This is a genomic window from Actinopolymorpha pittospori (assembly GCF_014873875.1).
GTDB classification, from domain to species: domain Bacteria; phylum Actinomycetota; class Actinomycetes; order Propionibacteriales; family Actinopolymorphaceae; genus Actinopolymorpha; species Actinopolymorpha pittospori.
Map to the genome: position 1 here is coordinate 4382018 of NZ_JADBEM010000001.1, position 13209 is coordinate 4395226.

The 13209-nt window shown below is 69.5% G+C and carries 13 protein-coding genes and 1 pseudogene; 9 read left to right on the forward strand and 5 right to left on the reverse strand.

What is annotated here, in order from left to right:
- Positions 1 to 56: 56 nt before the first annotated feature.
- From HEB94_RS20680 to HEB94_RS20695, 4 genes are read left to right on the forward strand one after another with little or no spacing between them, the layout of a single operon-like run.
- Positions 57 to 353, forward strand: a complete 297-nt coding sequence (locus HEB94_RS20680; RefSeq protein ID WP_192751429.1) for a putative quinol monooxygenase — start codon at positions 57 to 59, stop codon at positions 351 to 353.
- On the forward strand, positions 350 to 1372 hold the full coding sequence (locus HEB94_RS20685) for a fumarylacetoacetate hydrolase family protein (protein WP_238361581.1): 1023 nt from the start codon (positions 350 to 352) through the stop codon (positions 1370 to 1372). The genes HEB94_RS20680 and HEB94_RS20685 overlap by 4 nt, the downstream gene beginning before the upstream one ends.
- Positions 1369 to 2580 (forward strand): L-rhamnonate dehydratase, encoded by a 1212-nt coding sequence (rhmD, locus tag HEB94_RS20690; RefSeq protein ID WP_192751430.1) that lies wholly within the window; start codon positions 1369 to 1371, stop codon positions 2578 to 2580. The genes HEB94_RS20685 and rhmD overlap by 4 nt, the downstream gene beginning before the upstream one ends.
- Positions 2577 to 3629 (forward strand): Gfo/Idh/MocA family protein, encoded by a 1053-nt coding sequence (locus tag HEB94_RS20695; protein WP_192751431.1) that lies wholly within the window; start codon positions 2577 to 2579, stop codon positions 3627 to 3629. Before rhmD ends, HEB94_RS20695 begins: the two co-directional genes overlap by 4 nt.
- Before the next feature lie 10 nt (positions 3630 to 3639).
- Here HEB94_RS20695 and HEB94_RS52605 read toward each other — a convergent pair whose 3' ends face one another.
- Together HEB94_RS52605 and HEB94_RS52610 are read right to left on the reverse strand one after the other, a co-directional pair.
- Complete coding sequence (locus tag HEB94_RS52605; RefSeq protein ID WP_273378137.1) at positions 3640 to 4041, reverse strand: helix-turn-helix domain-containing protein; 402 nt, start codon at positions 4039 to 4041, stop codon at positions 3640 to 3642.
- A 57-nt stretch (positions 4042 to 4098) separates the two neighbouring features.
- Positions 4099 to 4560, reverse strand: a pseudogene (locus HEB94_RS52610) (AraC family transcriptional regulator); the annotation flags it as partial.
- A 150-nt stretch (positions 4561 to 4710) separates the two neighbouring features.
- Between HEB94_RS52610 and HEB94_RS20705 the strand changes: the two are divergent.
- Entirely contained in the window at positions 4711 to 5271 is a 561-nt protein-coding gene (locus HEB94_RS20705) for a DJ-1/PfpI family protein (RefSeq protein ID WP_337917859.1), read from the forward strand.
- 193 nt (positions 5272 to 5464) lie between these two features.
- Entirely contained in the window at positions 5465 to 6880 is a 1416-nt protein-coding gene (locus HEB94_RS20710; RefSeq protein ID WP_192751432.1) for an FG-GAP-like repeat-containing protein, read from the forward strand.
- A 24-nt stretch (positions 6881 to 6904) separates the two neighbouring features.
- Here HEB94_RS20710 and HEB94_RS20715 read toward each other — a convergent pair whose 3' ends face one another.
- Together HEB94_RS20715 and HEB94_RS20720 are read right to left on the reverse strand one after the other, a co-directional pair.
- A complete protein-coding gene (locus HEB94_RS20715; RefSeq protein ID WP_192751433.1) occupies positions 6905 to 7456 on the reverse strand; it encodes a pentapeptide repeat-containing protein in 552 nt (183 codons plus the stop codon).
- Positions 7457 to 7712: 256 nt separating this feature from the next.
- Positions 7713 to 8372: a hypothetical protein gene (locus HEB94_RS20720; protein ID WP_192751434.1), complete on the reverse strand. Its 660-nt coding sequence runs from the start codon at positions 8370 to 8372 to the stop codon at positions 7713 to 7715.
- Positions 8373 to 8613: 241 nt separating this feature from the next.
- On the opposite strand from HEB94_RS20720, the gene HEB94_RS20725 reads away from it, so the two are divergent.
- The 3 genes from HEB94_RS20725 to rpmB all read left to right on the forward strand — a co-directional run bounded on the left by HEB94_RS20725 (position 8614) and on the right by rpmB (position 11863).
- Positions 8614 to 9690, forward strand: a complete 1077-nt coding sequence (locus HEB94_RS20725) for an NlpC/P60 family protein (RefSeq protein ID WP_192751435.1) — start codon at positions 8614 to 8616, stop codon at positions 9688 to 9690.
- A 174-nt stretch (positions 9691 to 9864) separates the two neighbouring features.
- Positions 9865 to 11475, forward strand: a complete 1611-nt coding sequence (locus tag HEB94_RS20730; RefSeq protein ID WP_337917860.1) for a glycoside hydrolase family 76 protein — start codon at positions 9865 to 9867, stop codon at positions 11473 to 11475.
- Between the two features lie 175 nt (positions 11476 to 11650).
- Positions 11651 to 11863 (forward strand): 50S ribosomal protein L28, encoded by a 213-nt coding sequence (gene rpmB / locus HEB94_RS20735; protein ID WP_192751436.1) that lies wholly within the window; start codon positions 11651 to 11653, stop codon positions 11861 to 11863.
- A gap of 49 nt (positions 11864 to 11912) precedes the next feature.
- On the opposite strand, the gene HEB94_RS20740 is transcribed toward rpmB, so the two are convergent.
- Complete coding sequence (locus HEB94_RS20740; protein WP_192751437.1) at positions 11913 to 13073, reverse strand: serine hydrolase domain-containing protein; 1161 nt, start codon at positions 13071 to 13073, stop codon at positions 11913 to 11915.
- Positions 13074 to 13209: the final 136 nt, after the last annotated feature.

A 13209-nucleotide genomic window follows, 5' to 3' on the forward strand; every position in this document is an offset into this window, starting at 1 on the left:
CCATCTCCACAACCGATTCGACAACCGATCTCCACAACCGACGAAGGAGTCCGGCCATGGCCGTCACGCTGATCGCGAGGTACCACGTCACCGCCGGCAAGTCCGATGCTGTCAAAGAGGCATTGACGCGGATGGCCGAGCGGGTCAAGGCAGACGAGCCGGGCTGCCTGCTCTACCAGGCGAACAGGTCGACCGAGGTCGAGGACCTGTTCTGCCTGTACGAGGTCTACACCGACGAGGCGGCCCTGCTCGCCCACCGGGAGACGCCGCACTTCAAGGAGATCGTCGAGGGTGAGGTCGTGCCGATGCTGACCAAGCGCGAGCGCGAGGTCTACACCCAGGTCGTCGCATGAGGCTCGTCTCCTTCGAGATCGCCGGCGTGGCGGGCCGGACCCGCCACCTCGGCGCTCTCGTCGACGGCGACGCCGACATCGGCACCATGGTCGACCTCGGCGCCGCCGCCCGATGTCACCTCGCGCGAGCCGGCGCTACGCCTGAAGCCGCGCGGCGGATCGCCGCGGCCCTCGTACCGGCCAACGTCACTGCGTTCGTCGAAGGCGGTGCGCCCACCCTGGACGCGGCGCGCGAGGCACTGGCCGCGGCGATCGAGTCCGGTTGGGAGACCGACCCGACCGGTGCGCAGGTCCGTTACGACACGAGGGGCGTGGGCCTGCTGGCCGCGGTGCCCGAGCCGCCGCTGCTGCGCGACTTCATGGCGTTCGAGCAACACCTGCACAACGTCTATCCGCGTCTGGGCCGGGAGATCCCGGCGCAGTGGTACGAGCTTCCCGTCTACTACAAGGGAAACCCGACGGCCATGGGCGCGCACGGAGACGACATACCGGTGCCGTCCTACGCCGACGCCCTCGACCTCGAGTTCGAGATCGCGGCGGTGGTCGGGACCGGGGGAGTCGACATCGCCGAGGAGGACGCGCTCGACCACGTCTTCGGATGGACCGTGTACGACGACTTCTCCGCCCGAACCATCCAGTCCCAGGAGATGGCGGTCGGCCTCGGACCCGCGAAGGGCAAGGACTTCCTGCGTGGACACGTGCTGGGGCCGTGCCTCGTCACCGTGGACGAGGTTCCGGACCCGTACGCCCTGACGATGACCGCCCGGGTCAACGGTGAGACCTGGACGAACGGCAGCACCGCCGACATGCACTGGCGGTTCGAGCAGATGATCGCGCACGCCTCGCGGGGCGAGCGGATCCGCGCGGGCGAGGTCTTCGGCTCCGGGACCGTCGGTGGCGGTTCGGGCATGGAGCAGGACCGGAAGCTCGCCGTCGGGGACGTCATCGAGTTGGAGGTGGAGCGGCTCGGCCTCCTCCGCAACCGGATCGTGGCACCGACGACAAGGAGTGCATCGTGACAGCTGATCGCATCGTCGACGTTCGCGCGTCGTTCGTCGCCAAGCAGGAGTCGGCGACAGCGTCGGAGGGACGGCAACCCAACCGCCGCGACCACTGGTTGGGCGGCAAGGTCGCCAACCCGATGACGAAGTACGCCGAGTTCAGGGACAACCGCGACGCCGGGATCGGCGCGGCGGACGGTGGAACGATCGTCGTCGAGGTGGAGTCGGAGTCCGGGCAGGTCGGAATCTCCACGAGCACGGGTCTCGCCGCGGCGGCGATCATCGAGCAGCACCTCGCTCGGCTCGTCATCGGCGAGCGCGCCTCGGCGCACACCCGCATCTGGGACCGGATGTTCGGAAGCACCCTGCGCTACGGCCGCAAGGGCCTGGTCCTGCACGCGATCTCCGCCGTCGACCTCGCGGTGTGGGACCTGCACGGCAAGGTGGTCGGGGAACCCGTGCACGCGCTCATCGGCGGCAGGATCCGCGACGCCGTGCAGGTCTACGCCACCGGCCCGCGTCCGGAGACGGCCGCCGCGCTGGGATTCGCGGGGGCGAAGCTCCCGTTGGTGTGGGGGCCGTCGGAGGGGGAGGCCGGGTTCCGCAACAACGTCGCGGTCGCGCGGGAGGCCCGTGACGCCGTACCTGCCGACTTCCCGTTGATGTACGACTGCTGGATGGCGCTCGACGTCGACTACGCCGTACGCCTCGCCCACGCGGTCGAGCCCCTCGGCTTCACCTGGATCGAGGAGCCGTTGCCGCCGGACGACTACGCGGGGCTGCGCCGGATCCGGGACCGGATGCCGCCGACCATGACACTCAACACCGGGGAGCACGAGTACACCGCGGCTGGTTTCCGGTTGCTGTGTGAGGCCGGGGTCGACGTGATCCAGCCCGACCTCGGCTGGTGCGGCGGCATGACGGAGGTGCTCCGCATCGCCGACGTCGCCCGGGTGTACGGCGTCCGGGTGATCCCGCACACCTGCGGCATGCCCAACTACCACTTCGTGGTGACCCAACCCGGGGGAGACCTCGCGGAGTTCCCCGTACTCTCCGCCGACGGCGAGAGCGTCGCCCCACAGCACGCGCCGCTTCTGGAAGGTGAGGACATCCCCGACAAGGGCTGGTTGACAGTCGGTGACAAGCCGGGCTTCGGGCTGACCCTGGCCCCGTCGGTGGAACTCCTGCCGGCCGTACCATCCGCGCGTGAACGGCGCGAGCGATGAGTGCCCCGCGGATCGGGGTCGTCGGCACCGGCTGGTGGGCCACCACGGCACACCTGCCCGCCCTCGCCGAGTACGCGGGGGCGAACCTGGTGGCGGTCTGTGAGCCGCGTGCCGAGCGGGCCAAGGAGGTGGCCGAGCGGTTCGGGGTGGCACAGGTCTTCGGGGACGTCCGGGACCTCCTCGACGCGGACGTCGTCGACGGTGTCGTGATCGCGACGCCGCACACGACGCATCACGGGCTGGCCCGGGCCGCCCTACGCGCCGGCGTCCACGTGCTGGTGGAGAAGCCGATGACCACGAACGCGTCCGAGGCGTACGAGCTGGTCGACATCGCGGCGGCGTCCGGGCTGCACCTGTCCGTCGGCTACACCTACCACCACACCCCGGCCGCCGACTTCGCGCGGACCGCCGTACGCGAGGAGATCGGGGACCTGATCTGTGTGGCGGCGGAGTTCATCTCCGGGACCCAGACCCTCTTCGCCGGTGGGGAGGACCCGCTGGACCCCTCCCGGCCGCATCCGAGCACGTACGCCGATCCGGGGAAGTCCGGCGGCGGCCAGGGGCACACCCAGGTCACCCACCTGATGGGCACGGTGATGTGGGCGACCGGCCGGGAGGTCGAGGAGGTCTTCTGCTACATGGACCGTCGCGGCCTTCCGGTCGACCTGGTGGACGTCATGACGTTCCGGTTCGCCGGTGGGGGCATCGGGACGGTGACCTCGAGCGGGACCGCGGTGGAGGGCCAGCCGGCCCGGCACCGGGTCACCTACTTCGGATCGCGCGGGCGGGTCGAGTACGACATGCTCGCGGCACACGCGACGCTCCACCGCAACAAGGGAACGCGGGTCGAGTGCCTCCCGCCGACGGAGGGGCCGGCGTACCCGACCTTCGCGCCGGCGCGGTCGTTCGCCGACCTGCTCGCGGGCCGGGGGCCGAACCGTGCACCTGGTGGCGCGGCAGCCGCGACCGTGGCGTTCCTCGACGCGGCGTACCGGTCGGCCGCCTCGGGGAGGCCGGAACGGGTACCCACCCGCTCCGGCACCCGCTGAGGAGGATCTGTCAACGGGCGCTTTCGGGGGAGCAGAAGGTCGCACGGTAGGCGCTCGGCGTGGTCGCGAACGCCCGCTTGAAGTGCAGGCGGAAGTTGGCGCTGCTGCCGAGGCCGGTACGCCGTGCGACATCGTCGACGGAGAGGTCGGGCTCCTCCAACAGCCTGCAGGCGAGGCGTAGTCGCTCGGCGGTGAGCCAGGCGTGCGGGCTCATCCCGACGGCAGCCCGGAACGCCCGGTTGAAGGTGCGCGGCGCCTGCAGGGCTCGCTTGGCGAGGATGGCGACGGTGAGTGGTTCGTGCAGGTGCGCGCGCGCCCAGGTGAGCACGGGCGCGAGTTCGGCGCCGACGGTGGCGGCGCCCGGCGGGGTGAACTGCGCCTGACCGCCGGCGCGGTGCAGCGGCGTGACCATGTTGCGCGCCCGGTCGATGGCGGCGGCCTCGCCGTGGTCGCGGCCCAGCAGGTACAGGCACAGGTCGATCCCGGCAGCGACACCCGCGCTGGTCAGGACGTCACCCTCGTCGACGTAGAGAACGCTGGGGTCGACGTCGACGTCGGGATGGCGCCGGGCGAGTTCGACCGCGTGGGCCCAGTGCGTGGTGGCTCGTCGGCCGCGCAGCAGTCCGGCCTCGGCGAGGACGAACGCGCCGGTACAGATGGAGGTCACCCGCGCACCTCGCGCGTGTGCCCGGCGCAGCGCGGCGAGTGCCGCGACGGGCGCGGGCTCGCGCGAGTATCCGGGCACGACGACCGTGTCGGCGTGGTCCAGCGCCGTCAGGTCGGCCCGGACCTCGATGCCGAACCCGGAGGTGGTCGGGACCAGTCCGGGGTTCGGGGTGCACAGCGTGACCCGGTAGCGGCCGTGGCCCTCGTGGGCGAAGACCTGCACCGGGATGGTCAGGTCGAACGCCACCACGCGGGGCAGGGCGAGTACGACGACGTGATGCTGGCCGGATCCTCATGCACAGGGGCAAGTGTGCCACTCACGGCCGACTGGGAGCGCTCGGAAGAATCCACTCATGCGCATTGAGATCGTGGTCTTCGATGGATTCGACGAGATCGACGCCCTGGACCGTTCGAGGTGTTCTGCAACGCCGCCGGACGAGGCGCGCCGTTCGAGGTCGCGCTGGTCGGCGTCGACGGTCCAGCTGAGATCCAGGCACAGAACGGCCTGCGGATGCGGGTGAGCGAGGGGCTCGGCAGGCCGGACGCGGTGCTCGTCCCTGGCGGTGGCTGGGGCAACCGGGCCGAGCGGGGTGCGTGGGCGCAGGCCCGCCGCGGGGTTCTGCCGGAGCGGCTCGTCGCGCTGTCAGGGTCGCTTCGGTGGGTCGCCTCGGTGTGCAGCGGCGCGACGCTGCTCGCCGAGGCCGGGCTGCTGCGCGGCCGGACGGCAACCACCAACCGTGGCCTGCTCGCCGAACTCGCGGCATCGGGCGTCACCGTCGTGACCAACCGGGTCGTCGACGAAGGAACCGTCGTCACCGCCGGTGGGCTGACCGCGGGCCTCGACCTCGGCCTGTGGCTGGTCGCCCGGGAGGCCGGAGTGGAACTCGCCCAGCAGGTGGCGACGGGCCTGGAGTACGAACCGCGGGGCGAGGTGTGGCGGCACGGTGCCACCGAACCCGTCCTGCCGCCGACCTGACCCAGCCGACGCTCGCATTCTGCCGTCGTACCCATTCTGTCGTCGTACCGCGATTCGCCCGACAGAAAGATCGCCATTCACAATCGTCGTCACCTCCCACCGAGGAGAGAGTGTTCATGTCGTTCTAATTGGTCAAACCAGGCTGGAAGACTTCGCGAAAGCGGCACTGTCTGCGTTCGGCGGAGGTTTCGGAATGGCTCGAGTACGACAGCGGCGGAGGCTGATTCGCTCGGCGGGAACCACCTTTTTCTGCCTGGCACTCTCCCTGCTGGTCATCCCCGTCGGGTCGGCGTTGGCGGCGACCGCGAAACCTTCGGATTTCAACGGGGACGGCCATGTCGACGTGGGGATCGGCACGCTGGCGACCGTCCAGCAGCAGCCGTTCTCCGGCCTGGTGGCGGTGGTGTATGGGACCGGTACCACCCTGAACACGGCACGCCGGCAAAGGATTGACGAGTCGTTGCCGTGGGTGCCGGGAACCCCGGAGCAGGATGAGGCATTCGGAGCGGCACTCGCCTCCGCCGATTTCAATTCCGACGGATACGCCGATCTCGCCGTCTGCGCCCCGACACAGAAGGAGACCGCGTTCCTGTTCGTGGGCTCACTCACCATCTTGTTCGGGACTCCGAGCGGGCTGACCCGAGCCTCCCGGGTGATCGCCAACTGCGACGAGGTGGCGACCGGTGACATCAACCGCGACGGCCGGCCGGACCTCGCCGTGGTCGGTGGGGACCAGTCGTACGTGGTGTACGGCAGCGCCGGCCTGTCGAACCCCGGTGGAATCGTCCTGCGACGGTTCGGGCCGACGGGTCCGGACGTCTTCGCTCGGCGGGCTCTCGTCGTCGGAGACATCACCGGAGACGGATACGCGGACGTGTCCTTCGCGGCCTCCGTCCGCAACGGCGCACGGATCCTGCTTTACCGAGGCGGCCCGTCAGGCCTCAACACGAACCTGTTCCAGCAGCTGTCGACGCCACTCACGGAGTCCGCCAGCGCCGGCGACATCAACGGTGACGGCTTCGCCGACCTCGCCACCGGCAACCCGACCGCGACGGTGACCGGACACAAGGCCGCCGGTCAGGTGCGGGTCTGGTACGGCTCGACGAACGGGCTGCGCGGACTCACCATCCTCAGTCAGGACAGCGCCGGCATCCCGGGCGGTCCGGAGAACGGCGACCAGTTCGGTCTGAGCGTCGCGCTCGGCGACGCCAGCGGTGACGGCCGGGCCGACCTCGCGATCGGCGCGCCGTACGAGGACATCGACGCCAACGAGGACGCGGGCAACGTCACCGTCGTCATGGGCGGGAGCGCCGGCCTCGACTTCACCAGGGTCAGCGACATCAGGCAGAGCACCATCGGCGGGGGTGACACGAACGAACCGCACGACCTGTTCGGGTCCGCGCTGGTCTTCCGCGACCTCAACGGCGACGGCCGGGCCGAACTGATGGTGTCGTCGGTGGGGGAGAACAGCAGCCAGGGATCCGTCGCGATCCTCACGGGAACCCCTCAGGGCGTTGGTGGAATCACCACGTTCCCGCTGCTGCGACCGCAGTCGGTGGGGATTCCCACCACGTCGCCCGTGTACTTCGGCATCGCGCTGACCCGCTGAGCCGGGGCCGATCGCGGAGACCCGCTAGCGGGCCGGCGTGAGGTGACCCGCGCAGGACGCGCTGGCGCCACCCGACTTCCTTCCGTCCGGGCAGACGACGTCGGACCAGGTGACGCCCGTGAGGTTCGCGTCCTCCAGGTCGGCGCCACGCAGGTTCGAACTCACGAACGACGCGCCGCTCAGGTCGGCCTCACGCAGGTTGGCACCGCTGAGGTCGGACCGGGTGAACAGCGCCCGCCGCAGGTCGGCCTCCTCGAGTCGCGCGCGTCGCAGGCCGACGTCGGTCAGGGCGGCCCGGTCGGCGAGCATGACCTCCCGCAGGTCGGCCCCGGACAGGTCGACCTTGCGCAGGGTCGCCGCGCCGAGGTCGGCCCTGGTCAGGTCGGCGCCGGTCAGGTCGACGTTGGTGAGCACGGTGCTTCGCAGGCTCGCGCGGTGCAGGTTGGCCCGGATGAGCTTGACCTTGCTGAGGAACTCGTTGTCCAGGGTCGAGCCCTCGAGGATCGCGCATCGCATCGGGCGACCGGTCAGGTCGGCCCCGGACACGGATCGTTCGGACAGGTCGGTGCCTTTCATGTCAGTGCAGTTCCGACCGTGACTTTCTCCCGCGCATCCGGCCAGCAGGCTCCCGAGGACCACGACGGCCAGGGCGGACGCCAGGGCGCCCCCGGCGAACGCGCTGGTCCGCCGTGGAAGGTGACGCCGCGTGGGGCGTGGTCGCGCCCGGTGCTGCACAGGACCAGTATCCGGGCGGGCCGGGGTTCCTCACGGTGTTTCGGCCCATCCGGTGGCCGAGGCGGGTGCGGATCGGCCTCCGGCAGGGTCGGGCCGATCAGGGGAGCTTGGCGAAGATCTCGTTGGTGAACGTTGCGAAGGCCTCGGTCTTCGACTCCAGCGGCGCCAGGACCAGGACGCCGGAGATCCCGGCGCTGGTCTGTTTGGCGGCGGCGACGGCGGCCAGGCCGTGGCCGAACAGTTGGTCCCTGCTGATGCCGGCCGCCTCGCCCGCGCCCGGGACCTGCTCGTGCTCAGGGCCCAGGATCACGTCGACGAACGTCGCGGCGTCCGGCTGGCCGGAGGAGGGCATCACGGAGACCTTCACGATCTCCGCGGTCTGGCCGGGTGCCCAGCGGTAGGTGCAGTGCGCCACCGACCCGACGCCGGGGATGTCGGGTGTGCCGGCGTTCTTCGCGCCGCTGGTTTCGTCGATCGTGGGCGCCGTGGCCCGCCCGAAGATCTGCTGCACCCTGCTCGCCGGCACGAGGGCGCAGACGTCCAGCGTCGGTGGTGTCGTCGGTGTCGCTGACGGGGTGTCGGAGCCCGCGCTCGTCATGGGAGTCGCGGCGCCCGCCGCGGCGCGGGAGGGGCCCTCGAGGTTGGAGGGTTGGTAGCCGCCACCTGTTCCGCAACCACTCAGCAGCCCGACCGCGATCACCGTCGACGCGATCGCGGTTGTCGTACGACACACCGTCGACGCCCCACGGGTACGCATACGCCGACACTATCGGCCGGGCAGTCGCTCCCGTGATCATGATCCACAGGGCGCCAGGGGGACCGTCGCGGGCCGGCCCGGAGCCTGCCGGAGCAGCTTGCCGGGGCCGGACATGAAAGGCACGACAACGGCGGTTGACATCTGTGCACAACCATTTGTTCGCCTCTGGCCTTCTCAGTAGGCTCGGGCACGCCATCGACTGGATGGCTCGGGTGTGACCTGACGGGGTGGGATGTCTCGGATGGTGAAGCAGGCCTCGGTTCCCGCGCGCGTACTCCACCTTGTCCTGGCGCTCGTCACGGTCCTCACGGTGGGAGCGAGCATCCGCACGGCCGCCCCGCCCGCGCAGGCCGCATCGCTTCCCTGCGACGGTCCCAACCCCAGCCCGCCGGCCGCCACGCCGCACAAGCCCGACAACGGCTACAGCCGCACAGCCGCCGACCAGAACACTCCGATCACTCCCGACGAGGCGCTCGCCCGCGGCCGCGACTGGATCGACGCGGGCCTCAACTACTGCCAGAGCGGCGGCTACCCCGACCGGCACGGCACCACCTACCGCACCGACTGCTCCGGTTTCGTGACCATGGCCTGGCAGAGTGACCCGCCTGGCTACACCGCCTGGACGTCGATGTACGCGATCGCCGATCCGATCGGCTGGGGCGAGCTCCAGCCGGGCGACGCCGTCCACAACTCCGGTCACATCGAACTCGTCGAGACGGTGTCGCCGAGCCAGGTCACGACCCTCGGGTTCGGTCACACCCCGCCGGAGCGGGAGGTCTACTCCTGGGCGAGCCTCATGCTCGCCTACGACGAGCCGATCCGTTACAAGAAGATGCAGATCGTCTCCGACCAGATGGTCCTCGACTGGCTCAGAACGCATGTTCAGAAGCCGGTCGCCCACGTCCAGCCCGACAACGGCCGGTCGCTGGTCAACCTCGACACCATCTTCTGGGCGGACGACACGCCCTACCACCAGACGGTCACCCTCCCGGAGGCTCCGACGGTGCAGGTGGAGATCTGGGCCACGCCGACGGAGTTCAGGTGGGACTTCGGTGACCGGCGGCCCGACTCCAGGCGCACCACGACCGACGGCGGGGCGCCCTATCCCGACGACACGATCACGCACACCTACGCCGCCACCAGCCCGAAGGGCCAGCCGTTCCGGCCGAAGGTCGACGTCACGTGGGGCCGCATCCAGTGGCAGATCGTGGGGCAGAACGAGCGTCATGACGTGGCCACGACGTTCACGTTGAACGGCGCGGGCACACCGCTCACGGTGCTCGAACTCCGGGACGTCCTCAGCAGCTCCGACAAGTGACCGGAGCCGCTGAGGCGGTCCCTTCCCTGGGCGGTCGGACGCCCTAGCGGTCCATGGGCAGACGTATCCGCCTCCGGTCACGCCTTGCCGAAGATCTTGCCCGGCAGTCGGGTGGCGCCTAGATTCCCGTGGGTCCCCGGTCCGGGGGACATCCCCTGCTTTCGGGAGGACCCTGTGACACGGCACAGATCATCGCGCAGACTGCCCGTTCGGGCGCTGCTGACCGCCACCGGGACGCTCGTGATGGGGCTCGGCCTCATGGCCGGAACGGCGGCGGCGGGCACCTGGTCGGGCACGTCGGGTGTCGCGCCACCGACGACGCACCAGGTGGCGCAGCCGGAGACGCGATCGGCCGTGCGGCCGGAGCCGGCGCGTGCGCGGACGGCGAAGGTGGCGGCCGCGGTCGACGCCGTCGTCTGCGGGCGCCTGTGTGACGGCGCTCCGGTGAGCGAGGCCCGGGAAGATCGACTCGCCGACGGCGCGACCATCTTCGGCCGGTCGATCGAGTTGCACCTCAGCGACCGCGACGCGATGGGCTGGGCCAGCATCAACAACGGCGACCCCACCGACGAGGTGTGGCTCGACCGGTCCTTCGACGGCGGTGCGACGGTGCCGGACACCAAGCTCGGCGACGCCACGATCCCCGCCGGACAGCGCGGCACGACCACGACGATGTACAACCTCGACGACCCTGCCCAGAACCTCCACGGAGTTCTGCGGGCCTGTGGCAAGGCCGGCAACCGCGACGACGTCGTCTGCACCGAGTGGATCCAGGTCGAGAAGCCGATGACGCAGGGGACGCCAAGCAAGCGTGCCGTCGCCGCGCTGGTCAAGCTGTACGATGCGGACACAGGGCTGTGGAAGACCACCGGCTGGTGGAACTCCGCGAACGCCTTGACCGCGATGATCGACTACCAGCTCGCCACCGGCGACTCCTCCTACGAATGGATCATCGCCAACACCTACGAGATGAACCTGCACGCACAGGGCGGCAACTTCACCAACGACTACATCGACGACACCGGTTGGTGGGCCCTGGCCTGGATCCGGGCGTACGACCTGACCGGCGAACAGCGCTATCTCGACACCACGCGCTTCGACGCCGACTACATGTGGAGCACCCACGACGCCGTCTGTGGTGGCGGGGTCGTCTGGAACGTCAACCAGCGTTACAAGAACGCCGTGACGAACGAGCTCTTCATCAAGGTCGCGGCGAGCCTGCACCGCCGGATCCCCGGCGACACGGTCTATCTCGACCAGGCGCTGAACATCTGGCAGTGGTTCCGGGCCAGCGGGATGATCAACGACGACAACCTCGTCAACGACGGGCTCGACGCCGCCACCTGTGCCAACAACGGGCAGACCACCTGGAGCTACAACCAGGGCATCGTTCTCGGCGCACTGACCGAGTTGTACGCCGCGACCAACGACCGTGGCTACCTCGCGCAGGCGCAGGTCCTGGCCGACGCGTCGACGAGGAGTTCGTTCCTCAACCCTGGTGGGGTTCTCACCGAACCCTGTGAACAGAACGGTTGTGGTGGTGACGGCCCGACGTTCAAGGGCGTCTACGTGCGCAACCTCGGTGAGCTCAACGCGTCCCTCCGCAACCGCCCCTACCAGGCGTACCTGACCCGGCAGGCGAGCACCAGCTACCGCGAGGACCGCAACCGCTTCGACCAGTACGGCGTCCACTGGGCCGGGCCGATCGCGTCCATCAGCGCGGCCACGCAGCAGAGCGCGACCGAGGCGCAGATCGCACCCCTGTGGGGACGTGGCGAACGGTAAGGAGTGAGTGCGGGTCCGGGCCTCGCCCTGCCGTCACGCGCCCGGACCCGCACGCCCTTGGCGTTCACGGTTAAATGCTTCGCCTCGGCGGGGTGGACTCGGATACGTTCTCACCCGGTTACCGGTAACCACTTCTGGTGAGCAGTTTCGATGATCCGCCCGGAGGTGTGAGTTCGTGTCCGCAGTCTGCGACGTGTGTGGCAAGGGGCCTTCCTTTGGAAAGAAGCTGTCCCGCACCGGTAGAAAGGCGCTCAAACGCCGGGTTCGCAGCCGCACGCCGCGCAGGTTCAATCCCAACATCCAACGCGTACGCGCGAAGGTGGACGGCACTCCGACGCATCTGAACGTCTGTACGTCGTGCCTGCGAGCCGGAAAGGTCCAACGGTGAAGGCGATGCCGGCTCAGTAAGCGTTCGGCAGTTCGACACGGCGGTCGCGTCAGTCGTCGATCGCCTGGTAGACCGAGGTCCAGAAGTCCAGGTAGATCTCGGAGAACTGCGGAAACGCCAGGCGCTGTGTCATCAGGATCCCGACCAGGTCCTCGCGCGGATCGGAGAACCACGAGGTGCCAAGACCTCCGTCCCATCCGAACCGTCCGGGCACCGCCGACGTGTCGTCTCGTCGGGTGATCACACAGACGCCGAAACCCCAACCGCGGCTGTCGAAGTAGCCGGGATAGAAACCCGAGATCGCCTTCTGCTCCGGCGTGAGCTGGTCGGTGGTCATGAGTTCGACGCCAGGCCTGGAAAGGATGCGTCCCTTGCCGTACTTCCCCTTGTCCAACATCATCTGTCCGAAGGCGAGATAGTCGTCCAGGGTGGAGACCAGGCCGGCGGCGCCGGACGGGAATGCCGGCGGCCTGCTCCACTCTCCTCCACGAGCGGGGTCGTAGACCTGGAGCGCGCCTGTCTCGGGATCGGTCTCGTAGCTGACCGCCAACCTGTCCAGGTCTGCCGGCGGCGTGCTGAAGCCGGTGTCACGCATACCGAGCGGATCGAAGACGCGCTCCTGAAGGAACGCCTCGAGCGGTTGCCCGCTCGCCCGCGCGACGAGAACGCCGAGTACGTCGTAGGCGGTGTTGTACAGCCACCGTTCGCCGGGTTGGTACATGAGCGGGAGCGATCCGAGGCGACGCATCCACTCCTCAGGCTCCGGTTGCTCGGAGGGCCTTGGTGGTCCGAGGCCAAGCCCACGATCGCGGATGGCGCCCAGGATCGGGGCCACACTCGCGTCGGGCCCGAAGCTCAGACCGGTGCCCATACGGAAGGTGAGAAGGTCGCGTAACGTGATCGGCCGATCGGCCGGCACGGTGTCGTCGAGTGGACCGTCCCAGCTCCGCAGCACCCGCCGCTCGGCGAGCTCGGGCAGCAGTCGATCCACGGGCTCGTCAAGGCGGACCTTGCACTCCTCCACGAGGATCATCGCGGCCAACGCGACGACGGGCTTGGTCATCGAGGAGATGCGGAAGATCGTGTCGCGGCGCATGGGTGGGCTGGATCCGATGCCCGCGGAGCCGATGGCGTCGACGTGAACCTCGCCTCGGCGGCTGATGAGAGTGGTGAGGCCGGGCACGACGCCGCGCTCCACATGAGTCGCCATGACCTGGTGCATGCGGGAGAGCCGTGCCCGGGACAGTCCGCTCGCCACTACGACCGCTCACCTCCCGTGTAGCTTCCCAAACTACATCGATCGGCTACATCGATCGGCCCATCGAATGGAGAGCCGGCGTGGGCCG

Excerpts from the sequence above, each read along its gene's own strand:
- HEB94_RS20680 (WP_192751429.1), top strand. The coding sequence starts at position 57 with ATGGCCGTCACGCTGATCGCGAGGTACCACGTCACCGCCGGCAAGTCC.
- HEB94_RS20685 (WP_238361581.1), top strand. The coding sequence starts at position 350 with ATGAGGCTCGTCTCCTTCGAGATCGCCGGCGTGGCGGGCCGGACCCGC.
- HEB94_RS20695 (WP_192751431.1), top strand. The coding sequence starts at position 2,577 with ATGAGTGCCCCGCGGATCGGGGTCGTCGGCACCGGCTGGTGGGCCACC.
- HEB94_RS52605 (WP_273378137.1), bottom strand. The coding sequence starts at position 4,041 with ATGGTCACGCCGCTGCACCGCGCCGGCGGTCAGGCGCAGTTCACCCCG.
- HEB94_RS20710 (WP_192751432.1), top strand. The coding sequence starts at position 5,465 with ATGGCTCGAGTACGACAGCGGCGGAGGCTGATTCGCTCGGCGGGAACC.
- HEB94_RS20715 (WP_192751433.1), bottom strand. The coding sequence starts at position 7,456 with ATGAAAGGCACCGACCTGTCCGAACGATCCGTGTCCGGGGCCGACCTG.
- HEB94_RS20720 (WP_192751434.1), bottom strand. The coding sequence starts at position 8,372 with ATGCGTACCCGTGGGGCGTCGACGGTGTGTCGTACGACAACCGCGATC.
- HEB94_RS20725 (WP_192751435.1), top strand. The coding sequence starts at position 8,614 with ATGGTGAAGCAGGCCTCGGTTCCCGCGCGCGTACTCCACCTTGTCCTG.
- HEB94_RS20740 (WP_192751437.1), bottom strand. The coding sequence starts at position 13,073 with ATGGCGACTCATGTGGAGCGCGGCGTCGTGCCCGGCCTCACCACTCTC.